This window comes from Collinsella phocaeensis (assembly GCF_900119895.1).
GTDB classification, from domain to species: Bacteria; Actinomycetota; Coriobacteriia; order Coriobacteriales; family Coriobacteriaceae; genus Collinsella; species Collinsella phocaeensis.
Genome location: NZ_FQLR01000004.1, coordinates 809,577 through 833,343 on the forward strand (window position 1 = coordinate 809,577; position 23,767 = coordinate 833,343).

Consider the following 23,767-nt stretch of genomic DNA (forward strand, 5'->3'; position numbering starts at 1 on the left):
CGGATTCCGCGGCCGCCCGTGCCGCGAGGGCCTATCATGGAACGGACGGTACCGCGCCGCGCCGCCCGCGGCGGACAAAGGGAGTGATGCTCATGGCAGACCGCAAGGACAATCCGAGGAAGGCCGCCCGCGCCCGCGAGGCGGCGGCCCACACCGAGCAGATGGCCGCCCGCTACGGCCGCGAGATCGAGGCGTGCGCCGCCGCGGCGCGCCGCGTCGAGGGCGCGCCCGCGGTCGAGGTGGAGGGCCGCGTGCCGAGCGTGCGCGTCCTCGACTCCGACGCGGTCTCCGCGATTCTGGAGAACGGCCGCGGCCGCGCCCAGTTCTGCGATCTCGCGGTCCTGGACTTCGCCTCGTTCGTCAACCCGGGCGGTGGATACGTCCGCGGCTCGATGGCCCAGGAGGAGGCGCTCTGCGCCGAGTCCTACCTCTACAACGTGCTCGAGGGCATGGGGGACTGGTACGCCGAGAACCGCCGCCGCAACCTCAACTGCGAGCTCTACCGCAACCGCGCGCTCGTGGTTCCCGCGGTGCGCTTCGCCCGCGACCGCGTGCACGCCTACGCCGACGTGATCGTCGCGGCGGCCCCCAACCTGCGCCGCGCCCGCGCCGATTACGGCGTCGCCGACGAGGTCGCCGCCGACGCGATGCGCGACCGCATCCGCTTCGCCCTTTCGCTCATAGACGCCCAGGGCCGCGAGAAGGCCGTCCTCGGCGCGTTCGGCTGCGGCGTGTTCGGGTGGGACGCGAGCGTCGTCGCCGAGATGTTCCGCGAGGAGCTCGCCGGCGGTACCCATGGGCTTTCCGAGGTCGTCTTCGCCATCCCGCACGCCCGCTACGATGACAACCTCGCCCGCTTCGAGCACGCCTTCGCAGCGTTCCCCGAGGTGAATCCCGCTTCCTACGACGACGTGGCGGCGCGGCGCGCCGAGGCCCGCGCCGCCGAGGAGGCCGCGCGCGAGGCCGAGCGGGACGACGACTGGCGGCAGTACCTGTAGCGCCCGGACGCGGGCCGTCTCGCATCCACGGGCCGTCCGATATGCGCGAGGCCCCTGGCCTTCGTGAGCCGTTCGGGCTCGCGGCGGTCAGGGGCCTCTTTGTTTGCCCCGGCGGCTTCCGCGCGGCCCCGTGCGCCGACGTCGCGCGAACCCTCGTCGCTTCGGGATGGTCCATCCGCGAACGATTCATTGCCGTCCACCGTCTTTAATGCAATCAAGTTTATGTGTTTTGCTACAAACGAGAAACCCGCTGCTGAAAGGAGAGACCCTTCATGGCACGACTTCACGTTATGGAGCGCACGCAGGCGGAAGCGGTTATGTCCGACCTGCATGACGCGTTGGGCCGGCGCCTCGCCGCGCGCTCGCTGGCCCCTTGTCCCGTCGAGTTTACCGCCGCCCTTGTCAACATGTGCGCGACGCAGAGTTGCGGCAAGTGCACGCCCTGCCGAATCGGCCTCGGCGTGCTCTCCGACCTTCTCGAGGACGTCTTGTCCAATCGCGCCGACGAGCTCACGTTGCACCATATCGAGCAGGCGGCGGAGACCATCTACCTGTCGAGCGACTGCGCCATCGGGTACGAGGCGGGATCCATGGCGCTCGCCGCCATCCGCGGGTTCCGCGACGACTTCGAGCACCACGTCCGCACCGGGTCATGCGGCTTCGGGCAGAACGACCGCGTGCCGTGCGTCGCCGGCTGCCCGGCGAACGTCGACATTCCCGGCTACATCTCGCTCGTCGAGGCGGGGCGCTTCACCGACGCCGTCCGCCTGATCCGCAAGGACAACCCGATGCCCATCGTGTGCGGCCTCGTCTGCGAGCATCCGTGCGAGATGCACTGCCGCCGCGGTATCGTGGACGACCCGCTCAACATCCTCGCCCTCAAGCGCTACGCGTGCGAGCACATGGAGCGCGACTACCGTCCCAAGATCGCCGACGCCACGGGCAGGCGCGTCGCCGTCGTGGGCGGCGGGCCCGCCGGCATCTCGTGTGCGTACTACCTTGCGCTCATGGGCCATGCGGTCACCATCTACGAGCAGCGCGCCCACTTGGGCGGCATGCTCCGCTACGGCATTCCCGACTACCGCCTGCCGCGCACCGAGCTCGATGCCGAGATCCAGTGGATCTTGGATTGCGGCATCGACGTCAAGCTCAACGCATCCGTGGACGGCGACGGGCTGCGCGCCCTGCGCGACGAGTACGATGCCGTCTACCTCGCCATCGGGGCCCATCTCGACAAGAAGCTCGGGCTCCCCGGGGAGGACGCGCGGGGAGTCGAGAGCGCGGTGGGCATGCTGCGCGCCATCGGCGACGGCGAGCTGCCCGATTTCTCCGGCGAGCGCGTCATGGTCGTGGGCGGCGGCAACGTCGCCATGGACGTCGCCCGCTCCTCGGTGCGCCTCGGCGCCAGCAAGGTCATGGTGGCGTACCGCCGCCGCATCTGCGACATGACGGCGCAGGACGCCGAGATCGCCGGCGCCCAGGCGGAAGGGTGCGAGATCTTGGAGCTCAACGCCCCGGTCCGCGTCGAATGCGATGCGGACGGCCGCGTCGCCGGGCTCGTCGTGCAGCCCCAGATCATCGGCGAGCCCCGGTGGGGGAGGCCCGCCCCGCGCGCCGCGGCGGCTCCCGAGCGCCTCGTCGCCTGCGACCGCATCGTCGTCGCGATCGGGCAGGACATCGACTCCGCGCCGTTCGAGGCGCTGGGCATCCCTTGCTCGCGCGGGAAGGTCGAGGCGGCCGAGGACGGATCCATCGAGGGCTTCGACGGACTCTATGCCGGCGGCGACTGCCAAAGCGGCCCTGCGACCGTCATCCGCGCCATCAACGCGGGCAAGGTCGCCGCTGCCAACATCGACCGCTACCTGGGCTTCGACCACAAGGTCTCGCTCGATGTCGAGCTTCCGCCCGTGCAGTTCAAGGGCAAGCGCCTCTGCGGGCGCTGCGAGCTGTCCGAGCGCGAGGCGGCCGAGCGCGTCGGCGACTTCGAGATGGTCGAGATCGGGCTCACCGAGGAGGAGGCGATGCAGGAGGCGTCCCGCTGCCTGCGCTGCGATCACTTCGGCTTCGGCGCCTATCGAGGGGGAAGGACCTTCCAATGGTAAAGCTCACGATCGACTCCCGCGAGGTCGAGGTCGCGGAACACACCACCATCCTCGACGCCGCCCGCGCGGCGGGCATCGAGATCCCGACGCTCTGCTACCTGAAGGACTTGAACGAGGTGGGCGCGTGCCGCGTGTGCGTCGTCGAGGTGGAGGGCATCGACCAGCTCGTCGCCGCGTGCAACAACTGCGTGCTCGACGGCATGGTGGTGCGCACCAACAGCCCCAAGGTGCGCATGGCGCGCAAGGTCAACGTCGAGTTCCTGCTCTCGCGGCACGACTCGGAGTGCACGAGCTGCGTGCGCTCCGGCAACTGCTCGCTGCAGTCGCTCGCCAACGACCTGGGCATCCCGCGCCTGCCGTACGCCAAGCACCTCACGCACGAGCACAGCGGCTACTCCTATCCGCTGATCCGCAACAACGACAAGTGCATCGGCTGCCTGCGCTGCATCCAGGTGTGCGAGAAGGTCCAGGCGACCGGCGTGTGGGACCTCACGAGCCGCGCCGCGCACACCGCGGTGAACGTCGCCGGCGGCATTCCGCTGCCGCAGACCGACTGCGCGCTGTGCGGGCAGTGCGTGACGCATTGCCCCACCGGCGCCCTGCGCGCCCGCGACGACACGTATCGGGTCTTCGACGCCCTCGGCGACCCGGACAAGGTCTGCGTCGTGCAGATCGCCCCCGCCGTTCGCACCGCATGGGGCGAGGCCTTCGGCCTTGCGCCCGAGGAGGCGACGGTCGAGCGCCTGGGGGCCGCGATGCGGCAGCTCGGCTTCGACTACGTGTTCGACACGAACTTCAGCGCGGACCTCACGATCATGGAGGAGGGCTCGGAGCTGCTCGAGCGTCTCGCGCACGCCGACGAGGACGGGGTGCGGTTCCCCATGTTCACCTCGTGCTGCCCGGGCTGGGTGCGCTTCGTCAAGTCGCATTACCCCGATATGGTCGATCAGGTCTCCACGTCCAAGTCTCCGCAGCAGATGTTCGGCGCCGTGGTCAAGACCGCGTTCGCCGAGCGCATCGGCGTCGAGGCGGATCGCATCTTCAGCGTCTCGATCATGCCCTGCATCGCCAAGAAGGCGGAAGCCGCGCTGCCCACGATGACGGGGGAGGGCGGCGCGCCCGACGTCGACGTCGCGCTGACGGTGCGCGAAGCGGTGCGCATGGTCAAGGCCTCGCACCTCGATGTGCGCGGGCTGCCCGAGGACCCCTTGGACGACCCGCTCGGCTACGGCACGGGCGCCGCGGTGGTGTTCGGCGCCACGGGCGGCGTCATGGACGCGGCCCTGCGCAGCGCCTATTTCCTGGCGACGGGCGAGAATCCCGACCCGGACGCCTTCCGAGACGTCCGCGGCCTGCGCGGATGGAAGGAGGCGACCTTCGATTTGGGCGGCACGCCGCTCAACGTCGCCGTGGTGCACGGCCTGGGCAACGCGCGCGACCTCATCGAGGCCCTGCGCTCAGGGGAGGCCTCATACGATTTCGTCGAGGTCATGGCCTGCCCCGGCGGCTGCGTGGGCGGGGGCGGCCAGCCCATATGCGACGGGGTCGAGCCGGCGGGCGAGCGCGGCGAGGTGCTCTGGGGCCTGGATGCCGCCTCCGAGGTGCGCTTCTCCCATGAGAACGCGCATGTCGCCGAGCTCTACGATGCGTACCTGGAGCACCCGCTCTCCGATCGCGCCGAGCGGCTGCTGCATACCGATCATCATGGCTGGAGCATGCCGATCGGATAGTCGGCGGGCGCGTGAGCGCTCCATCCGTCCGCGCGGCGGGGATGCGCGCCGCGCGGACGCGATCGGACTCGTGCGGACCTCGCGCGCCGCCTGCGGCCGTCTCGGCCTTGCGGCCCCGATCGGCTAATGTTGCCAAGGTGATCTACTTTATTGCATAAAAGAATATCTCGCGGTATGGGGTTGAGGGTGCCTTCGGGCACCCTCAACCCCATACATAGGAGCAGATTATTGCAAACCCTCGAGGACATGCGTGAATAAAAGTACTACGATTATGCATGATGTATCCGACGAGAGAAACAGGTTCCCATGTCATCAGAGCAAACGGAAGCGGCTTCGAAGCCGTCCGCGGCAGGCGCCCCGCCCGCCACGGAGAAGGTCATGATCTCCTCCTACACCATCCTGATCGTCATCACGGTCCTCGTGGGGCTGGCGACCATCGTGCTCGCCCAGTTCATGCCCGACGTCACCGCCGCGTCGGTCTCCGACATCCTCGTGTCACCCATCTCGGGCTTCCTCGACGGCATCGAGGTCTCGCTCTTCCTGCTCATCCTGGGCGGCTGCCTGGGCATCGTCAACAAGCTCGGCGCGCTCGATGCGGGCATCGCTGCGCTCGTGAAGCGCCTGCACGGGCGCGAGACCGTGCTCATCGCCGTCATCATGGCGGTGTTCGCGCTGCTCGGCTCCACGTACGGCTTCTGCGAGGAGACGATCCCGTTCTACGGCCTGCTCGCCGCGACCATGTACGCCGCGGGATTCGACACCATGGTCGCCGCCGCGACCGTGCTGCTCGGTGCCGGCGTCGGCTGCCTGGGCTCCACGGTCAACCCCTTCGCGTGCGGCGTGGCCATCGACTCGCTCGCCAGCGTGGGGCTGGAGGTCAACCAGGGGGTGGTCATCGTCCTGGGCGTCATCCTCACCGTGGTGAGCTACCTCATCTCGCTGTTCTTCATCCTGCGCTACGCCAACCGCGTGCGTCGCGACAAGGGCTCGACCATCCTGTCCCTGCAGGAGCAGCAGGCGTCCGAGGAGGCCTACGGCGAGAACGCCGAGGCCGCCGACGGCCCCGCCGTGCTCGAGTTCACCGGCAAGCGCAAGGTGGCGCTGGCCCTGTTCGGCTTCTCCTTCGCGATCATGATCTGCGGCTTCATCCCGTGGGAGGACTTCGGCGTCGACATCTTCGTCGCCGGCGGCGTATACGACGAGGCCGCCGAGACGTGGGCGACCATGCCGTGGAGCGGCCTGCTCACGGGCAACCCGCTCGGCGAGTGGTACTTCAACGACGCCTCCGTGTGGTTCTTCATCATGGCCATCGTCATCGGCATCCTGGGCGGTCTGCGCGAGAACGAGATCGTCGACGGCTTTTTGGACGGTGCCGCGGACATGATCGGCGTCGCCCTCATGGTCGGCCTGTCGCGCGCCATCTCCATTCTCATGGGCGAGACCGGGCTGGACATGGTCATCCTGAACAACGCCTCCGCCGCGCTCGAGGGCACCTCGGCCCTCGCGTTCGGCCCCATCAGCTACCTCGTGTACCTCGGCCTGTCCGTCGTCATCACCTCGACGTCGGCGCTCGCCACGATCTCGATGCCCATCCTGGGGCCGCTCGCGGCGAACCTCGGCTTCCCGCCCGAGGTCATCATCACGATCTTCTGCGCGGCCAACGGCCTGGCGAACCTCTTCTCGCCGACGGCGGTCTTCCTGCCCGGCCTGCTCCTTGCGCGCGTCCAGTACCCCACGTGGCTCAAGTGGGCGCTCGCGCCCATCGTCGCGATCGCGGTCGCGAGCGTGGTCATCTGCACCGGCGCCCTCATGGTGCTGTAGGCGCGCCCGGCCCTGCCGCCGGGCGACGAGAGGCCGTCCGGCGTCCGTCCGCCCCGCCGGTCCCCGGCATCGGTCTGCGCCCCTCGCGCGAACCCCTCGTCGCGCGAGGGGCGCCTGACCCTCCGGCCGTGCGCCTTCGCGGCTGGAGGGTACTTTTTCTATAGAAGCGGCGGGCATCGCTGCGACTCGACGCCGGCCGGCTTCACCCTGACGTAAGATTTAGCAACGAATGGACTATGTGGGCGTCGCTTGGGCGCTGAGGGATGGGGGCGCAATGGGACGTCTTGGCTATATCTTCCGATGCATCGCGCATATGGACTACGCGGCGCTGTTCGACACGGTGGGCGCGGTGCACGAGCGCAGCGGCAAGAACCGCGCGGGCCTCTTTGTCGACATCGTGAAGTGCGGCTTCAAGTTCGGAGCCGGCTACAAGGACTACCTGCTGCTCGAGTTCGAGACGATGACCGACGCCCAGCGAGCGACCTTCGTCACCCGCGGCGTCAACAACTCGATCGTGAAGATGCTGAACGATCCTGCGTACTACCACATCTTCGACAACAAGAACGAGTTCTACACCGCGTTCGCGAAGTACCTCCACCGCGCGTGGCTCGATTTCGGCCGTGCGTCCAAGGACGAGGCCTGCGCGTTTCTGGAGGGCCGCGAGCAGATCATCGCGAAGCCGCGCGACGCGGCATGCGGCGTGGGCGTGGAGAAGCTCGTCCGCGCGGACTTCGACTCGGTCGACGCTATGTACGACTACCTCGTGCGCGCTGAGGCCGACCTGATCGAGGACGTGGTCATCCAGCATCCCGACATGGCCCGCATCAATCCGGGCTCGGTGAACACCGTCCGCGTCTACACCGTGCTCTCCGACGGCGAGGCCAACGCGGTGTACGCCTGCATCCGCATGGGCAACAGCGACCGCCCCGTGGACAACATCAACGCGGGCGGCATGTACTCGCCCATCGATATGGAGACGGGCAAGATCGCCGGCCTCGCGTGCGACAAGCAGTTCAGGGTGTACGAGGCCCATCCGCGCACCGGCACCGTGCTCACGGGCTATCAGATCCCGATGTGGGACGAGGTGATCGCGATGTGCTGCGAGGCGGCGCACGTGGTGCCCCAGATGGGCTACCTGGGATGGGACGTCGCCATCACCGGGGACGGCCCGCTGTTCATCGAGGCCAACAACATGCCCGGCCACGATGCGTTCCCGCAGATGCCCACGCATGCTCCCGATAAGATCGGTTTCAAGCCGCAGCTGCAGCGTTACATCAAGGGGCTTTAGCAAAACGGGAAGCAGGCCTTCGTTTTCAGACCTACGTTGAGCGCGCCGCCATCCAAGTCGATTGGGTGACGGCGCGCTCGCGTCTTCCAAAGGGGCGAGGGCATTTTGAGGACCCGTAGCGGACCGCGCATCGAAATGCGGCCCGTGACCTCGGGTGGGGCTGCGCGCCGGAGGCGCTCAATACGGGGGCGGACGATGCAAATCCAGACGAAGCCGCGGGTTGCGCCCGCTCAATTTGGTGCCTGTCCCCATTTTGAGAGCCCTGCGTGCGGGGATGGCGCGCCTTCATGAGACCGACTTGTGCTACCGTTTTCCGCCAACGATTGCGCGCGGGCCACAGCCCCACCTCTCAATTTGGTGCCCGCCCTCTTTTTGAGGGCGGGGTGCCTAAACGGACACCTTCTGGTGCGGGCGGTAGGCCCACATGTGGTCGATGGGGCCGGAGCCGGCACCCAGGTTGAGCCCGGCCTCGAGCGCGCCCATGAGGTACGACTTCGCTGCCGCCACCGATTCTTCAAGCCCGAGACCTCTGGCGAGACCGCAGGCAATGGCCGACGAGAGCGTGCAGCCGGTGCCGTGGGTGTTTTCGGTATCGACGCGGGGGCTGCGAAGCCACGTCGTGCGAACGCCCGCACCGACGTCTGCGGTTTCAGTCGGTGGCAGGGCCAGCACGTCGTTGGCATCGTGGACGCCGTGGCCCCCTTTGACGAGCACGGCGCAGCCGAAGCAGTCGGCCAGCGCGACGGCCGCCCGCTCCTGGTCCTTCTCGTCGCGCACCTCGAAGCCTGCGAGGACCTCGGCTTCCGGCATGTTGGGCGTGATGAGGCGCGCGAGCGGCATGAGTCGATCTTCGAGTGCATGGACCGCGTCCTCGGCGATGAGGCGGGCGCCGGATGTGGCGACCATCACGGGATCCAGCACGATGTTGGCGGCGCTCCAGCGCGTGAGCGCGTCGGCGACGGCTTTGATGGCGGGCGCCGACGGGCACATGCCGATCTTTATCGCCGCGGGCGGGATGTCCTCGAATATCGCATCGATCTGTTCGGCTATGAACGTCGGCGTCGCCTCGAGCACGTTGCGGACGCCCATGGTGTTCTGCGCGGTGAGCGCGGTCACGGCCGTCTCGGCGAACAGCCCGTGGGCCGCGACGGTCTTGATATCCGCCTGGATGCCCGCACCGCCGCTCGAGTCGGAGCCGGCGATGGCGAGTACGGCGGGCAGTGCGGCGCATGCCGGGGGCAACGCCGGAAAGGCGGATTCGCCGTCGCCGAGTACCTCGTCCAGACGGGCGCGCAGCTTGCGTGCGGCGGCTTGGGCATCATCGGCCGCGAAGAGGGCCGAGACCACGGCCGCGCCGTCTACACCTGAGTTCGCGAGCACGTCGAGCGTCTCGACGCGCAGCCCGCCGATGCCCACCACGGGGATGTCCACCGCTCGGCAGATGCGCGCGAGCTCTTCGGGGGTGACATCGACGGCATCGGGCTTGGTGGGGGTGGGGATAAGCGCGCCCACGCCCAGGTAGTCGGCTCCCGCCGCCTGGGCAGCGCGCGCCTCCTCGACGGTCTGGACCGAAACGCCGATGATGGCGCCGTCACCCAGCAGCCGGCGCGCATCGGCGCAGGCGGTATCGCTTTGGCCCACGTGGACGCCGTCGGCACCCACCTCGCGTGCGATCTCGACCTCGTCGTCGATCACGAAGGGCACGCCTGCGGCATGGCAGATGGGCATGAGCTCGCGAGCGAGCGCTACGATCTCATCGTGCGTGGCGTGCTTCTCGCGCAGCTGGATGAAGGTGGCGCCGCCGGCTATGGCGTCGGCTACGAGCTCGGGCAGGGTGCGTCCGTTGAGCCAGGCCCGATCGGTCACGGCATATAGGCGCATATGCGTACGGATGTCCTGGGCGCTCCAGCGCCCGCGGCGAGGTGCCATGTACGAATCTCCTCTCGATTGCGATGCCCTCCGCGTCGGAGGGCTGCCCGAAGGGCCGTGTGGCGAGGGGGCGCCGGCACTGCCTATCGGGGACGGCAGGGCGGGCGGGTGCGTGTCCGCCCTGCCTCGGCTGCAAGGGCGCGGCTCCCCTAGAGCTCCTCCACGAGCGCTCCGGCAGCGAGCTGCTCGGCGGTCATGTTGCAGATAGCGTCGAGCAGGTAGGTGCGGAAGCTGCCGTTTCCATCGAGCTCGCCCATGCGCGAGGCCGCGATCTGGCCGGCCAGGCCCTCGCCTGCGATGGCGGCGACGACGGCCTCGAGCCTAGAGGCGGGGGTGGCCGTCACGTAGGCGCCCACGAGGCACGAGAGCACGCAGCCGGCGCCCGTCATCTTGCCCATGAGGGCAACGCCGTTGCGGATGGCAACGGCGCGATCGGCGCTCGCCACGATGTCGATGGCGCCGGTGATGGCCACGATGGCATCGAGCTTTGCCGCGAGCTCGCGTGCGAAGGCGGCGCTCTCGGCGAGATTCTCGTCGGTCACCACGTCGTCGGGGTTCACGTCGACGCCGCGCGTGGAGGAGGCGGCACCCGCGACGGCCTTGACCTCGCTCATGTTGCCGCGGATGACGGTGATGGGCAGGGTGTCGATGAGCTCGGAGGCGGTGGCGGTGCGCAGCGCCGAGGCGCCGGCGCCCACCGGATCGAGCACGATGGCGTGCTCGAGCTCGGCCGCGCGCTTGCCGGCCACGCGCATGCCCTCGATGGAGTGCTGGTTGAGCGTGCCGATGTTGAGCACGAGACCGCCGCAGATGCTCGTGATGTCGGCCACGTCCTCGGGCTCGTCGCTCATGATGGGCGAGCCGCCGCACGCCAGCAGCGCGTTGGCGCAATCGTTGACCGTCACATAGTTGGTGATGCAATGCACCAGCGGCACCGTCTCGCGAACAGCAGTGAGGGCGTCCTTAAGATCAGCAGCGGAAATAGTCATAGTAAGCAATCCTTCCATAACGAATGAAACGCTTCTGCCAGGGCGGATGCAATGCCAAGGCAGAGCATCAAGCAAGTTTTTTCTTTTAGGAACGTGGTGGCGCGTAGCCAGCCACCTCAGCCGTGGCAACGCAGGGTCGGGGAGGGGGCGGGGTGAACCCCTCGCGCGATTTCTGAGGCAAAGCCGAAGCTGAACGTGGGAGGTTCACCCCGCCCCCCCGATCCGGCCATTATCCTCAGCCACGTCGCCCGAGCCTAGTGCTCCGAGTCCAGATCGATCGTCGTCCCCTCGAGCACCTTGTTGACCGTGCGCACCGCACACATCTTGCCGCACATCGTGCAGGTGCCCTTGGTGGCCGCCGGCGATGCCTCGTAGCGCTCGCGAGCCGTCTGGGGATCGAGGGCGTACTTCCACATCTCTTCCCAGTCGAGCTTGCGCCGGGCCTGCGCCATGCGGTTATCCGCGTCGCGCGCGCCGGGGACGCCCTTGGCGATGTCGGCCGCGTGGGCCGCGATCTTGGTCGCCATGAGGCCTTCGAGCACGTCGTGGGCGTCGGGCAGGCACAGGTGCTCGGCGGGGGTCACGTAGCATAGGAAGTCCGCGCCGGCCGAGGCCGAGATGGCGCCGCCGATGGCCGCGGTGATGTGGTCGTAGCCCACGCCGATGTCGGTCACGAGCGGCCCCAGCACGTAGAAGGGGGCGTTGTGGCACAACCGCTTTTGCAGCTTGATGTTCGCTGCGATCTCGTCGATCGCCATGTGCCCGGGGCCCTCGACCATGACCTGCACGCCGGCGTCCCAGGCTCGTTTGGTGAGCTTGCCCAGCTCGATCATCTCGGCGGTCTCCATGGCGTCGTTGGCGTCGTAGAGGCAACCCGGGCGGCAGGAGTCGCCGAGCGAGATGGTCACGTCGTACTCGTGGCAGATTTTGAGGACCTCATCGTAGAACTCGTAGAAGGGGTTCTCGTTGCCGGTGACCTCCATCCAGCCAAAGAGCAGGCTGCCGCCGCGGCTCACGATGTTCATGAGGCGGCCGGTCTCCTTGAAGGTCTTCACCACCGAGCGGTTGATGCCCGCGTGCACGGTGACGAAGTCCACGCCGTCCTCGGCATGCACGCGCAGGACCTCGAGCAGGTCCTCGGCGGTGAGTTCGACCAGCGGTTTCTCCATGTAGCCGATGGCGTCGTACATGGGCACGGTACCCACCATGAGCGGACACTCGTCGATCACCTGTTGGCGGAAGGCACGGGTCTTGCCGGAGTTGGAGAGGTCCATGATGGCATCGGCGCCGCGGTTGATGGCGATGCCGACCTTCTTCCACTCCTCGGCTGCGTCGGCCTTGTCGCCCGAGATGCCGAGGTTCACGTTGACTTTGGTGGAGAGGCCCTCGCCCACGCCGCGCGGGGTGAGGCCGCGATCGATATGGCGGATGTTGGCCGGGATGGCAATGGTCCCCCGGGCCACGCGTTCGCGGATGTACTCGGGGTCGCGCCCCTCGTGCTCGGCCACGGTGCGCATCTGCGGGGTGATCTTGCCCGCGCGGGCGAAGTCCATCTGCGTGATGGGCTCGTTCGGCGGATTGCCGGCGGTGTTGATGGTGCTCATGCACTCGCTCCCTTCGTTGGCATTATCCATATCAGGTTCTTCGGGTCGGGGCGGGCGCCGCCCCCTCTCAGCTTGCCGTCTCGTCCTGCAGGCTCCCCGTGATATGCAGTTGTCGGTTCCGATTGTAAGCCCTATCCGCGCACGCGGCGCCGTCTTTCGCGCTTTTTACCTAGCGTTTCATGAAGACGAAGGTCTGACGCGGTCCGCTCTCGTTCGAAAGCTCGGGCGCGAAGCGGAACCCCATATCGAAGCGTTTGAGGTCGTCGGGGCCCTCGGCTCCCATCTCGGCCATCCAGCGCACCATCGTGCCCCGGGCCGCCTTGCTCTCGGTCGACTTCTGGACCGGCTTACCGTTGCGCAGGCTGCTTGAGAACACGCAGGTCACAATGGGTATATGATCGGCAAGATGGGGGAGTACCGCCTTGGCGTACTCGACGCTGGCGAGGTTCACGATGCAGGCGCTTCCGCGGTCGGGATCGCCTGCAGGCGGGACCTCGGGCCTCGTCGCGTCGCCAGCTTCGCGGTGGGCTGAGGGGCGGACGGCGCACGGATCGCCGCAGACGGCGCACGCCAATGCGTCGCCCCAGAAGGCGTAGAGGTTCTTGGCATCGCCCACGGCGAGCTTGGCTCCCATCTCGAGTCGATAGGGCTGCACGGCGTCGAAGGGACGCGCGCAGCCGTAGAGCCCGGACAGGATCCAGAGGTGCTCCTGCAGCCAAGCGAGCGCGCGCTCGTCCAGGACCCCGGGGGCCATGTTCTGATACTGGATTCCCACGTAGGAGAAGATCGCGGGCGCAACGAGGCGGGCGAGGGCGGGATCGTCGAGGCCCCTGGCATCCATGATGGGCGCGAAGGCGTGCAGGCGCTCGATGTTCTCGGCGAGCAGCTTGACGCTTACGCCCCAGAGCGCTTGGAGCCCCTGAGGGCCCTGGTCGCGCTCGATCGCGCGGAGCGCGCGCAGGATCTGGTCCGTCTTATCGGGGAACGGCGGGATGTCGCGCGGCGCGAACGCATCGGAGTCGGCGCGCATCTGCTTGGCAGGGGAGATGATGACTTGCATGGGGACGTCCCTTGATGGTTGCGGGGCCCTTCGGTTTCAGCTTGCGCTGCCCGGATCGCGGGCTTGATGGCTTGACGGCAATTGTATCGGTTTCCGCTGCGTTAGATCGCGCGACCGATTTCGTTAGGGCGGCGCGCGGAACTTGATGTCTTCGCCCCGCAGCTTCGAGCCTACAGGTATCGTGATGGCATGGATGTTGTGCTTTGGGGCATATCCGCATTGCGGCTGTATAGGATTCCTCCGTGGCTGAGGAGGGGCCTTGCCGCACGCTTCGCACGTGCGTACCTGCTGCATCGTCCTTCAGCCGTTGACCAGCTCGCGGTCGATCTGATCGGGCGCCCCGTCCATGTCATGGTTCGCGAACGCGCCGCCCGGTGGAGTCTTAAGCACGCGAAGTGCCATCTGTGGAGCGCCGACCTCCCTGCTGGCGCCGTGGAGGAATGCGGTCCTTATGTGTCCTGCGCCGCGCCGGAGTTCGCCCTGCTTCAGCTCGCGCCTTTCGTTCCCTATATTCATCTGTGCATGCTGCTCCATGAAGTGTGCGGCGGCTTCGCAGTCTGCGAGCTGCCCGACGCCGTTCGCGATGAGCTCCAGGCGCTCGTGGGGAAGGGCTGGCACGGCAGCGAGGGCTGGTGCCCGGTACTGGATGGTGCGGGCCGGTTAACCGACCTTTGGCAGCGGCCCGCGTGCGTTGAGGTGGGGAGCGTTGCGCGATTCGCCGAGCGCAACGCGAGCGCTCGAGGAGGTGCGCGGCTCCTGCGCGCGACGCAGGATTGCTTCGGGTGCGCCCGATCGCCTTTTGAGGTGCGCGCGGCGCTGCAGTACGGCCTTTCGCGCATGCGAGGAGGCGAGGGGAGGCACGTGCGCCTGGATGGGCGGATCGACCTATCGCGATCGGGAAGGATTCTGGCGGACCAGTCGGTATGCTACGCGGATCTGCTGGCCGAGAGCCGAGATGGCTCCAAGCAGCTGGTGATCGAATGCCAGAGCAGGCTGATTCATTCAACGGCCGAGCGGCAGCTGCTGGACTTCGATCGCCAGGTGGCGTTGCAGGCGATGGGATACGAGTATATTCCGCTTACCTATGCGCAGTTGAAGAGCGATGAGAGGCATAGGGAGATGGCGGAGCTCGTGGGCATGAAGCTTGAGGGCCGTTATCTCGAGAAGTCCGCTCTGTTGAAAGAGCGGGAGCGCTCGTTGCGCCGAGAGCTGTTTTGCGACTGGCGCCGCCTGGGCGAAGTATGAGCGGAGAAGGCGGTGCGGCATCGGTTTGATTACTTGAAACGAGGGGACGCGCGCGGATGTCCGTGCTCTCCCCCTCGAAGTGAGTGGAAAAATCGGATTCGCCCGAGTATGCGCGTCTCGCCACGGCCGTTATCTGGGGTTTTGCGAGCGAATTCAACCTAAAACCTGCGGTCTACTTTAGGGGTCCGGAAAAATCCACTCACTTCGAGGGGGAGAGCTGCGCGGCGTGCGCCCACGGGAACTCGGGAGGGCCGAATGGACGACAATCGTTCGCGTCAAACGAGGGTTCAACGGTGCGGATGCGGATATCGGCGTGTTTTGGGCGCAACCCTGCGGGTGCCTCGTCGGGATTCACGGTCGCTCGGCGGTCGTGCCGCTGTTCGCACGGCGGTCGACATACAGAAGCGGCGCCGGCCCCCGTATGGTTACGGGAGCCGGCGCCGCTTGGGTGTATCGGTGAGCGGAGCGAGCGTCGAATACGTGCGATCACGCTACGGACGGCTGATGAACGCCTTGTAGCCGCGGTAGGCCTCGTAGATGTCGGCCTTGTTGGTGGCCTCCCACAGCGCGTGCATGGAGATGACGGCCACGCCGGAGTCGATGACGTCCATGCCGTACTCGGCGAGGATGTAGGCGATCGTGCCGCCGCCGCCCGCGCCGATGCGGCCGAGCTCGCAGGTCTGGTAATCCACGCCGGCCTCGTCCATGATGTCGCGAATCAGCGCGAAGTACTCGGCGTCGGCGTCGTTGGAGCCGCCCTTGCCGCGGGAGCCGGTGTACTTGTTGAAGCACAGGCCATGGCCCATGACGGCGGCGTTCTTCTTCTCGAAGCGGTCGGCGTAGAGGTGGTCGAAGCCGGCCGACACGTCGGAGCTGAGCATGCGGGAGTTGGCGAGCGCGCGGCGGAGCGCCAGCGGGGAGTCCTCGCCGGCGAGCGCCATGATCTCGGCCACGGTGTTCTCGAAGAAGCGGCTGGTCATGCCGGAGGCGCCCACGGAGCCGATCTCCTCCTTGTCGACGAGCAGCGTGACGCTCGTGGTCTCGACCTGCTCGACGTCGAGCTGCGCCATGAGCGAGGTGTAGGCGCAGACGCGGTCGTCCTGGCCGTGGCCCAAGATCATGGAGCGGTCGAGGCCCATGTCGCGGGCGGGGCCGGCGGGCACGACCTCGATCTCGGCGGAGAGGAAGTCCTCCTCCTCGACGTCGTACTTCTCCTTGATGAGGTCGAGGAACATCTGCTTGACGGGCTCCTTGACCTCCTCGTCGCCCTCTATGACGACGGGGCGCCCGGCCACGATCACGTCGAGGTTCTCATGGTCGACGGCCTTGCCGGCGGGCTTCTCCATCTGCTCGCTCGCGAGGTGGATGAGCAGGTCGGAGATGCAGAAGACCGGATCGGCCGGGTCCTCGCCCACGGCGATGTCCACGCAGGTGCCGTCCTTCTTGCAGATGACGCCGTGGAGCGCCAGCGGGGTGGCGACCCAGTGGTAGGCCTTCACGCCGCCGTAGTAGTGCGTGTCGAGGTAGGCCATGTCGCCCGCCTCGTACAGCGGGTTCTGCTTGAGGTCCAGGCGCGGGGAGTCGATGTGGGCGCCCAGGATGTTCATGCCCTGCTCGATGGGGCGGGAGCCGAGGTTCACGAGCATGAGGGTCTTGTTGTGGCTGGCGGCGTAGACCTTGTCGCCGGCCTTGAGCTCGCGGCCCTCGGCGATCGCCGTCTCGAGGCTCACATAGCCGGCGGCCTCCGCGAGCTTGATGCTGGAGGTCACGCATTCGCGCTCGGTCTTGTTCTCGCTGATGTAGCGGCGATAGCTCTCGCAGAGCTCGTCGAGCTCGGCCAGGGCCTCGTCGTCGTATTTCTTCCAAGCGTTGGGTCGCTCCATGGGACGCGTCCTTTCTGTTGGTATGTATATGCTGCCGATATGGTAGCACGGGCAGGCGGCGCCGTAGAGGCCGCCTGCCCGTGGCCTTAGGCTCGGGTGAGGTGGGCGACGGTCTCGCAGTGGAACGTCTGCGGGAAGAGGTCCACGGGCGTGGCGGAGACCGCGCGGAAGGTGCCCTCATCGGTGAAGCGCCGGAGGTCGCGCGCGAGGGTCGCCGGATCGCAGGAGACGTACGCCACGTCGCGCGCCCCGCTGTCGGCGATGAGCTCGATAGCCCCTTCGCCCAAGCCGGATCGGGGCGGGTCCACCACGAGAACGTCGGCGCCCTCCTCGGGGAACTCGCGCACCGCGTCGCCGCCGATGACGTCGACGTTGTCCAGGCGGGCGATCTCGAGGTTGCGCCTCAGGTCGCGCACGGCGGGCCCGTAGGCCTCGACGGCGGAGACGAAGGCGCAGCGGCGCGCGAGGGGGAGGGTGAAGGTGCCCGCCCCGGAATACAGGTCGCAGGCGACCTCGTTCTCGGTGGGCGCGAGCGCCTCCATCACCAGGTCGATCAGGATCTCCGCCGCCGCCGTGTTCACCTGGAAGAACGACGGGGCGGAAAGGCGCATCTCCTCGTCGCCGATGCGCTCGGTCCACGATCCCTCGCCGCCGAGCGCTTCCACGCCGGCGACCTTGCGCGCCCGCCGGTCGCCGCGGCTCATCACGCGCACGACGCTCGTGGGCTTGAGGGCGTCGCCGAGCACGCGGGCGACCTGGGACCTCGGAAAGGATCCGGTGGGGGTCCAAAGGGCCACCTCGATAGCGCGGGTCCGACGGCTCGCGCGGATGCCGACGCGCTCGATCCCCAGGTCGCGCGAGTTGCCCATGTAGGACAGGGCCCCCGCGACCGCCTTGATCGCGCGGGGGAACTTCTTCTCGAACAGCGGGCACGCGTCGACGCGCACGATGGTCTCGGGGTCCCGTCCGTGCATGCCGAGGAAGAAGCGGTTCCCGTCATGCGACGGCGCGAGCTCGACCTTGTTGCGGTAGCCCCAGGCGTCCTTGGCGGCGCGGATGGGGCGCATCATGGACGCGAGCGACTCCTCGTCGAAGCGCCCGATGCGCGCAAGCGCGCTCCTGAGGTTCTCCTCTTTCGCCGCGCGCTGCGCTTCGGTCAAGAGGACGCCCCAGGGGCATCCGCCGCAGACCCCGATGAAGGGGCACGGCGCGTCCCCGCGCAAGGGGGAGGGCTCGAGCAGCTCGGCTACTTCGGCGCGGGCGAACGACGCCCCGTCGGACACGATGCACGCCTCGACGGTGTCGCCGGTGACGGCGCCCGACACGAAGACGGCTTTTCCGTCCTCGGCGCGGGCCAGCCCGTCCGGTCCGTACGTCATGCAGTCGATCGTGAGTTTCATGCGGCGCCTTTCTGCTCGATATCCGTCTGACCAGTGTAGCGCCCGTCCCGCGCCGGGCGAGGGGTCGCGGGCGGAACCCATGCGAAGCGCAGAGCGCCCCGGCCGCGACGGTGCGGTCCGGGGCGCCTGGGTCGTCGATGGGAGGGCGCGCTAGCGTTCGGTGCGCCCGCTGCCGAACAGCAGCGTCTTGAGGCCGAGGCCGATCAGGGCGAGGCCGCGCACCATGCGGCCGCCGCCGCGCGCGGCGAGCTCGCCGGCGGGCGCCGGGCGCGCGGTCTCGTCTTCGGGTTCGATGAGCTCGGCCCGCACCGGAGTCGCCGCAGCGGGATCGCCCGCGGCGGGTGCCGGGGCGTCGCGGGGCTCGGAAGCGGTCGAGGCGGCCTCTGCCCCCATGGGCTCTGATGCCCCCGTGCCGGCATCCTCGGCCGCCGGCACGGGGGTGGGGACGGCGGCCGTCGTGAGGGCGGCCACGGGCTCGGGCTCGGGTTCGGGTTCGGGGGCGGCCGCCGAGGATGCGGATGCGGCCGAGCCCGAGCGCGTCCGCGCGGGCGCGCCGGCGTCCTCGGCCGCCATGGCCGCCCTGCGGTACGCCATGGTGAGCAGGGTCTCCTGCGCGTTGAAATCGGGCTCGCCCTCGCGGCGAGGAACCGGTCGCCACATGCCGTCGCGGTCGAGCTCGCGCGCCTTGACGTTGTCGGAGAGCTGGATCCGCATGTACTCGATCACGCGAGAGCGCAGCTCCGCATCGAGTACGGGATAGGCGATCTCCACGCGGTGCTCGGTGTTGCGGGTCATCATGTCGGCGCTCGAGAGGTATACGGTGTCGACGTCCTCGCCGAACGCGTACACGCGCGCGTGCTCGAGGAATCTGCCGACGATGGACCGGATGCGCACGTTCTCGGTCTTGCCGGGGATGCCGGGGAGGAGGCAGGAGATGCTGCGGATCACCATCTCGACGCGGACGCCCGCGCGGCTCGCCTCGGAGATCTTGTCGATGACCTCGCGGTCGGTGAGGGAGTTGAGCTTGAAGAAGACGCGCGCCGGCACGCCCGAGCGGGCGCGGTCGATCTCGCGGTTGAGGCCGTTCATGATGAGGGGCTTGAGGCCTGCGGGGGCGACGCCGAGGTAGCGGTAGTCGCCGCGCAGGTTGCCCAGGGTGAGGTTGCGGAAGAACTGGTTCGCGTCCTCGCCGATGCCCGGGTGCGCGGTCATCAGCATGAAATCCGAGTACAGCTTCGCGGTCTTCTCGTTGAAGTTGCCGGTGCCGAGCAGCGTGATGCGCGTGAGCGCCATGCCGGTCCTATAGGTGATCTGGCAGATCTTGGAGTGGCATTTGAAGCCCTCGGAGCCGTAGATGACGGTGCAGCCCGCCTCCTCGAGCCGCTCGGCCCATTCGATGTTGTTCGCCTCGTCGAAACGGGCGCGCAGCTCCATCAGGACGGTGACCTCGCGGCCCATCTCGGCGGCGGCGATGAGCGACTCGCACAGGCGCGACTGCTTCGCCACGCGGTACAGCGTGATGCGGATCGAGAGGCATTCGTCGTCGTAGGCCGCCTCGTGCACGAGGTCGAGCAGGGTCGACATGGACTCATACGGGTAGAAGAGCAGCTTGTCGCCCTCGATGACCTGCTCGCGCATCGAGCGGCCCTCGCGGAACTCGGGGCACGGCTGCGGCGAGAAGGGGCCGAACAGCAGGCTCGCGCGCTCGTCCTCGGGGATATGGGACTCGAGGGAGAACACGTAGCCGAGGCTGAGCGGGCGCTCGACGTTCAGGCACGACCTTCCGGCAAGGCCGAGGGCGCGGCGGATGTGCTTGAGGGTCTTCCGCGCGAGGCTGCCGCGGTAGGTGAGCAGGACGGGCTGCAGGCGCAGGCGCTTCTTGAGGATGCGCTTCATGTGCTGACGGTAGTCCTCGTCCTCTTCCACGCCCTCGCCGTCCGGATCGATGTCGGCGTTGCGGGTGACGCGGATCACGGCGCTGTCCTGGGGCGCGTAGATGCCGAAGCACCCGGGCAGGCAGGCGAGGATGACGTCTTCGAGCAGGATGTAGCGCATCCCTGCGCCGGAACCGGGGACGGTGACGCAGCGGGGGAGGGAGCTCGGGACCTCGATGAGGCCGATGAGGCCCTCCTCGTCGTGCCCGGACAGCCCGCAGGCGATGTAGAGGGCTCCGTTGCGCAGGTTGGGGAAGGGGTGGCGCGGATCGATCACGAGGGGTGAGATGATGGGCGAGATATATGCCTTGAAATAGGACTCGACGAAGGTGCGGTCCTCGCCCACGAGCGCGTCGGCCTCGAGGCGCTCGAGCCCGTGCTCGGCGAGACGGGACTCGATGAGGCCGAACGCCTCGACGGACCGGCGGCAGGGCTCCACGATGGCGTTGAGAATGGCGTCGACCTGTTCCGCGGGCGTGAGGTCGCTCTTGTTGTCCCGCGGCTGGCGCTTGAGGGTGGCGAGGTCGGAGAGGCCGCCTACGCGGACCATGAAGAACTCGTCCAGGTTGGACTCGAAGATCGAGACGAACTTCAGGCGCTCGAAGAGCGGGACGGTCTCGTCGAACGCTTCGTCGAGCACGCGCTCGTCAAATCGTATCCAGGAGAGCTCGCGGTTCTGGGTGAAGCTGAAATCGTATCTCGGCGCGCCTTTCGCGCGCTGTGTCTCGTCGTGTCGCTTCGCTGCCATGCGGTCCCCGTTCTCCCTGATTCCTTTACTGTGCCCGCAGCGTGTCCGGGCGCGTCGCATTCCCATCAAATATATGCTTGCCGCCGCGCGGGCTCTTCGGTGCCGGAGGATTCTTGACCGTATGTTTACGTGCGGGCGTTCGTCGCGGATTTTGAAGTGTGAATGGTAGCATTACGCCCGCGGACGGTAGGGAGGAGGTAAGTTCTGAATATATTTCTGTGAATCCTGAATCGCGTCCTGAAGCTAATCAAGCTCGTCGAGATTCAAAACAATATACGTATATAGTATAAAAATATGCATCAATTGGAGTATGTCGAGCTGAAGCTTGCAGTTTAGACAAGACATAGTTTCAAAGTTTTCCCACGTCAAAGCGCTTTATCGTATAGAAGTACTTCATGCGGACTCTTTGACTCTATACCGTTTGCGCCCCCATTGATACCGCTCGGGGTTGCTGGTTTCACAGATACGCGATTTGGATAAAACTATGACTGTCCGTAACCGACGTCCCGTCCGCGGGGCGTAGAAATCCGGGCCGCTGTGCGGCGGCCCGCAAAAGAAAGGTAGGAGGCTATGATGAAAGGCCTGCACGTCCCGAGCGAAATTGGCCAGCTCAAAAAGGTGTGCCTGCATCGCCCCGGCGAGGAGCTCCTGAACCTGCCGCCCTTCGAGCTCGAGCGTCTTCTGTTTGACGACGTTCCGTTCCTGGAGGTCGCCCAGGAGGAGCACGACACGTTCGCTCAGATCCTTCGCGACCAGGGTGTCGAGGTCCTGTACCTCGAGAAGCTCGTCGCCGAGGTCTTCGACGCCGTCCCCGAGGCGCGCCAGGAGTTCTTGGACCAGTACATCGCCGAGGCCGGAATCAAGGGCCAGGAGATGCCCCGCGTCGTCCGCGAGAAGCTCGATTCCATCAAGGACAACCTCGAGTTCGTCCAGAAGACCATGGCCGGTCTCACCAAGGCCGAGATCGAGATGCCGCTCACCGCGTCCACCACGCTCGACTCCCTGGTGAACACGGATTCCGAGTCCGACCTCATCATCGACCCGATGCCGAACCTCTACTTCACCCGCGACCCCTTCGCGGTCATCGGCAACGGCGTCAACCTCAACCGCATGTACTCCGTCACCCGCAACCGCGAGACCCTGTACGGCAAGTACATCTTCAAGTATCACCCCGACTACAAGGACGTCTCGCTGTACTTCCGTCGCGACGCGGCCTTCCACACCGAGGGCGGCGACGTCCTCAACATCAACGAGCACACCCTGGCCGTGGGCATCTCCCAGCGCACCCAGGCTGCCGCCATCGACGTCATGGCCCAGAACATCTTCTGGAACAGCGATTCCAAGGTCGACCGCATCCTCGCCTTCGACATTCCGAACAACCGCGCCATGATGCACCTCGACACCGTCTTCACCCAGATCGACGTGGATAAGTTCACCATCCACCCGGCGATCATGGGCACCCTCAAGGTGTACGAGCTCACCCCGGGCGCCAACCCCGGCGATGTCAAGATCAAGGAGATCTCCGACACGCTCGAGCACATCCTCGAGGACGCGACCGGCGTCGATCAGGTCAAGCTGATCCCCTGCGGCGGCGGCGATCCCATCGCGGCTGCTCGCGAGCAGTGGAACGACGGCTCCAACACGCTGGCCATCGCCCCGGGCAAGATCTGCGTCTACGCCCGCAACACCGTCACCAACGATGTCCTCTACAAGGAGGGCATGGAGCTCCTGGTCGTTCCGTCCGCCGAGCTCTCCCGTGGCCGTGGCGGCCCGCGCTGCATGAGCATGCCCTTCTGGCGCGAGGACCTCTAAGCTCTAGATTATTCGGCGGCGCATCGGTCGTGATGCGCCGCCCTACTTACCGCATGTCGCATACGCGGCATCCCTCTAACGAAAGGAACCCACATGGGCGTTAACCTCTCCGGCCGCAGCTTCCTGCGTCTCCTTGACTTCACCACCGAGGAGATCGAGTACATGCTCGCTCTCGCCAAGAACTTCAAGGACCTCAAGCGCACGGGCACGCCGCACAAGTACCTCGAGGGCAAGAACATCGTCCTGCTCTTCCAGAAGACCTCCACGCGCACCCGCTGCGCCTTCGAGGTCGGCGGCATGGACCTCGGCATGGGCGTGACCTACCTCGATCCCGGCTCGTCGCAGATGGGCAAGAAGGAGTCCATCGAGGACACCGCCCGCGTTCTCGGCCGCATGTACGATGGCATCGAGTTCCGCGGCTTCGACCAGGAGGACGTCGAGGAGCTCGCCGCCAAGGCCGGCGTTCCCGTGTGGAACGGCCTCACCGACCTGTGGCACCCCACCCAGATGCTCGCCGACATCCTGACCGTCCAGGAGAACTTCAACTATGACATCAAGGGCAAGACCCTCGTCTTCATGGGCGATTGCAAGAACAACGTCGCCCGCTCCCTGATGGTCGTCTGCGCCAAGCTCGGCATGAACTTCGTGGCCTGCGGCCCCGAGGAGTGCATGCCCGCTTCCGACGTGATCGAGGCCTGCGAGCCGATCGCCGCCGAGAACGGCTGCACCATCAAGCTCACCACCGACACCAAGGAAGCCTGCACCGGCGCTCACGTCATCTACACCGACGTCTGGGTCTCCATGGGCGAGCCCGACGAGGTCTGGACCGAGCGCATCAAGCAGCTCGAGCCCTATCGCGTCACCACCGAGCTCATGGCCATGGCCGATCCTTCCGCCATCTTCCTGCACTGCCTGCCGGCGTTCCACGACACCAACACCACCACCGGTGCCGAGATCGCCGAGAAGTTCGGCGTCACCGAGATGGAGGTCGAGGACGCGGTCTTCGAGTCCAAGCAGTCCAAGGTCTTCGATGAGGCGGAGAACCGCATGCACACCATCAAGGCCATCATGTACGCGACCCTGAAGTAGCACGTCCTTCACGCCGCGGGCGGGTATCGGACTCGGGATGCCCGCCCCGGTCTGCTTCGGTGTGTCTCGCCTCTTCCCGGTGCACATCGCACGGCACGGAAGCCGGGTAGGGCGGATTTCGAGTTAAGAAAGAAA

Annotated in this window: 15 protein-coding genes and 1 riboswitch; of the genes, 8 read left to right on the top strand and 7 right to left on the bottom strand. The window is 67.0% G+C overall.

The window, feature by feature from the left end:
- The first annotated feature begins 92 nt into the window (after nucleotides 1–92).
- The 5 genes from BQ7355_RS05505 to BQ7355_RS05525 all read left to right on the top strand — a co-directional run bounded on the left by BQ7355_RS05505 (nucleotide 93) and on the right by BQ7355_RS05525 (nucleotide 7,939).
- Nucleotides 93–998: a TIGR02452 family protein gene (locus BQ7355_RS05505; protein WP_072415914.1), complete on the top strand. Its 906-nt coding sequence runs from the start codon at nucleotides 93–95 to the stop codon at nucleotides 996–998.
- 272 nt (nucleotides 999–1,270) lie between these two features.
- Complete coding sequence (locus tag BQ7355_RS05510) at nucleotides 1,271–3,100, top strand: NAD(P)-binding protein (protein ID WP_072415287.1); 1,830 nt, start codon at nucleotides 1,271–1,273, stop codon at nucleotides 3,098–3,100.
- Nucleotides 3,094–4,830: a [FeFe] hydrogenase, group A gene (locus BQ7355_RS05515; protein ID WP_072415288.1), complete on the top strand. Its 1,737-nt coding sequence runs from the start codon at nucleotides 3,094–3,096 to the stop codon at nucleotides 4,828–4,830. The genes BQ7355_RS05510 and BQ7355_RS05515 overlap by 7 nt, the downstream gene beginning before the upstream one ends.
- 378 nt (nucleotides 4,831–5,208) lie before the next feature.
- Nucleotides 5,209–6,651, top strand: coding sequence for a YfcC family protein (locus BQ7355_RS05520; RefSeq protein WP_072415289.1), 1,443 nt, complete (start codon nucleotides 5,209–5,211; stop codon nucleotides 6,649–6,651).
- Between the two features lie 274 nt (nucleotides 6,652–6,925).
- Complete coding sequence (locus tag BQ7355_RS05525; RefSeq protein ID WP_072415290.1) at nucleotides 6,926–7,939, top strand: sugar-transfer associated ATP-grasp domain-containing protein; 1,014 nt, start codon at nucleotides 6,926–6,928, stop codon at nucleotides 7,937–7,939.
- 387 nt (nucleotides 7,940–8,326) lie between these two features.
- Here the strand turns inward: BQ7355_RS05525 and thiD are convergent, their stop codons facing one another.
- The 4 genes from thiD to BQ7355_RS05545 all read right to left on the bottom strand — a co-directional run bounded on the left by thiD (nucleotide 8,327) and on the right by BQ7355_RS05545 (nucleotide 13,521).
- On the bottom strand, nucleotides 8,327–9,868 hold the full coding sequence (thiD, locus tag BQ7355_RS09380) for a bifunctional hydroxymethylpyrimidine kinase/phosphomethylpyrimidine kinase (protein ID WP_072415291.1): 1,542 nt from the start codon (nucleotides 9,866–9,868) through the stop codon (nucleotides 8,327–8,329).
- A gap of 149 nt (nucleotides 9,869–10,017) precedes the next feature.
- Complete coding sequence (gene thiM / locus BQ7355_RS05535; RefSeq protein WP_072415292.1) at nucleotides 10,018–10,857, bottom strand: hydroxyethylthiazole kinase; 840 nt, start codon at nucleotides 10,855–10,857, stop codon at nucleotides 10,018–10,020.
- 254 nt (nucleotides 10,858–11,111) lie between these two features.
- The gene (gene thiC, locus BQ7355_RS05540) at nucleotides 11,112–12,461 is read right to left on the bottom strand and encodes a phosphomethylpyrimidine synthase ThiC (protein ID WP_072415293.1); all 1,350 of its coding nucleotides are present in this window, start codon (nucleotides 12,459–12,461) and stop codon (nucleotides 11,112–11,114) included.
- A riboswitch (TPP riboswitch) is annotated at nucleotides 12,452–12,570 on the bottom strand. It overlaps the preceding gene by 10 nt.
- Before the next feature lie 60 nt (nucleotides 12,571–12,630).
- A complete protein-coding gene (locus BQ7355_RS05545) occupies nucleotides 12,631–13,521 on the bottom strand; it encodes a YaaA family protein (RefSeq protein WP_072415294.1) in 891 nt (296 codons plus the stop codon).
- Between the two features lie 189 nt (nucleotides 13,522–13,710).
- Here BQ7355_RS05545 and BQ7355_RS05550 point away from each other — a divergent pair, with 189 nt between their 5' ends.
- Complete coding sequence (locus tag BQ7355_RS05550; RefSeq protein ID WP_143761764.1) at nucleotides 13,711–14,766, top strand: hypothetical protein; 1,056 nt, start codon at nucleotides 13,711–13,713, stop codon at nucleotides 14,764–14,766.
- A 491-nt stretch (nucleotides 14,767–15,257) separates the two neighbouring features.
- Here the strand turns inward: BQ7355_RS05550 and BQ7355_RS05555 are convergent, their stop codons facing one another.
- From BQ7355_RS05555 to ppk1, 3 genes are all read right to left on the bottom strand, one after another.
- Complete coding sequence (locus BQ7355_RS05555) at nucleotides 15,258–16,649, bottom strand: aminopeptidase (protein ID WP_072415296.1); 1,392 nt, start codon at nucleotides 16,647–16,649, stop codon at nucleotides 15,258–15,260.
- An 86-nt stretch (nucleotides 16,650–16,735) separates the two neighbouring features.
- Complete coding sequence (gene rlmD, locus BQ7355_RS05560; protein WP_072415297.1) at nucleotides 16,736–18,049, bottom strand: 23S rRNA (uracil(1939)-C(5))-methyltransferase RlmD; 1,314 nt, start codon at nucleotides 18,047–18,049, stop codon at nucleotides 16,736–16,738.
- A gap of 150 nt (nucleotides 18,050–18,199) precedes the next feature.
- Complete coding sequence (gene ppk1 / locus BQ7355_RS05565; protein WP_072415298.1) at nucleotides 18,200–20,731, bottom strand: polyphosphate kinase 1; 2,532 nt, start codon at nucleotides 20,729–20,731, stop codon at nucleotides 18,200–18,202.
- Between the two features lie 570 nt (nucleotides 20,732–21,301).
- Here ppk1 and arcA point away from each other — a divergent pair.
- Nucleotides 21,302–22,543 carry an arginine deiminase gene (gene arcA, locus BQ7355_RS05570; protein ID WP_072415299.1) on the top strand — a complete coding sequence of 414 codons (1,242 nt, stop codon included), beginning with the start codon at nucleotides 21,302–21,304 and terminating at the stop codon, nucleotides 22,541–22,543.
- A 93-nt stretch (nucleotides 22,544–22,636) separates the two neighbouring features.
- Nucleotides 22,637–23,632: an ornithine carbamoyltransferase gene (gene argF, locus BQ7355_RS05575; protein WP_072415300.1), complete on the top strand. Its 996-nt coding sequence runs from the start codon at nucleotides 22,637–22,639 to the stop codon at nucleotides 23,630–23,632.
- Nucleotides 23,633–23,767 lie beyond the last annotated feature (135 nt).

Bases quoted from the DNA above. Each gene is read 5' to 3' on its own strand.
- BQ7355_RS05505 (WP_072415914.1), top strand. From the start codon at position 93: ATGGCAGACCGCAAGGACAATCCGAGGAAGGCCGCCCGCGCCCGCGAG.
- BQ7355_RS05510 (WP_072415287.1), top strand. From the start codon at position 1,271: ATGGCACGACTTCACGTTATGGAGCGCACGCAGGCGGAAGCGGTTATG.
- BQ7355_RS05515 (WP_072415288.1), top strand. From the start codon at position 3,094: ATGGTAAAGCTCACGATCGACTCCCGCGAGGTCGAGGTCGCGGAACAC.
- BQ7355_RS05520 (WP_072415289.1), top strand. From the start codon at position 5,209: ATGATCTCCTCCTACACCATCCTGATCGTCATCACGGTCCTCGTGGGG.
- BQ7355_RS05525 (WP_072415290.1), top strand. From the start codon at position 6,926: ATGGGACGTCTTGGCTATATCTTCCGATGCATCGCGCATATGGACTAC.
- thiD (WP_072415291.1), bottom strand. From the start codon at position 9,868: ATGGCACCTCGCCGCGGGCGCTGGAGCGCCCAGGACATCCGTACGCAT.
- thiM (WP_072415292.1), bottom strand. From the start codon at position 10,857: ATGACTATTTCCGCTGCTGATCTTAAGGACGCCCTCACTGCTGTTCGC.
- thiC (WP_072415293.1), bottom strand. From the start codon at position 12,461: ATGAGCACCATCAACACCGCCGGCAATCCGCCGAACGAGCCCATCACG.
- BQ7355_RS05545 (WP_072415294.1), bottom strand. From the start codon at position 13,521: ATGCAAGTCATCATCTCCCCTGCCAAGCAGATGCGCGCCGACTCCGAT.
- BQ7355_RS05550 (WP_143761764.1), top strand. From the start codon at position 13,711: ATGGATGTTGTGCTTTGGGGCATATCCGCATTGCGGCTGTATAGGATT.
- BQ7355_RS05555 (WP_072415296.1), bottom strand. From the start codon at position 16,649: ATGGAGCGACCCAACGCTTGGAAGAAATACGACGACGAGGCCCTGGCC.
- rlmD (WP_072415297.1), bottom strand. From the start codon at position 18,049: ATGAAACTCACGATCGACTGCATGACGTACGGACCGGACGGGCTGGCC.
- ppk1 (WP_072415298.1), bottom strand. From the start codon at position 20,731: ATGGCAGCGAAGCGACACGACGAGACACAGCGCGCGAAAGGCGCGCCG.
- arcA (WP_072415299.1), top strand. From the start codon at position 21,302: ATGATGAAAGGCCTGCACGTCCCGAGCGAAATTGGCCAGCTCAAAAAG.
- argF (WP_072415300.1), top strand. From the start codon at position 22,637: ATGGGCGTTAACCTCTCCGGCCGCAGCTTCCTGCGTCTCCTTGACTTC.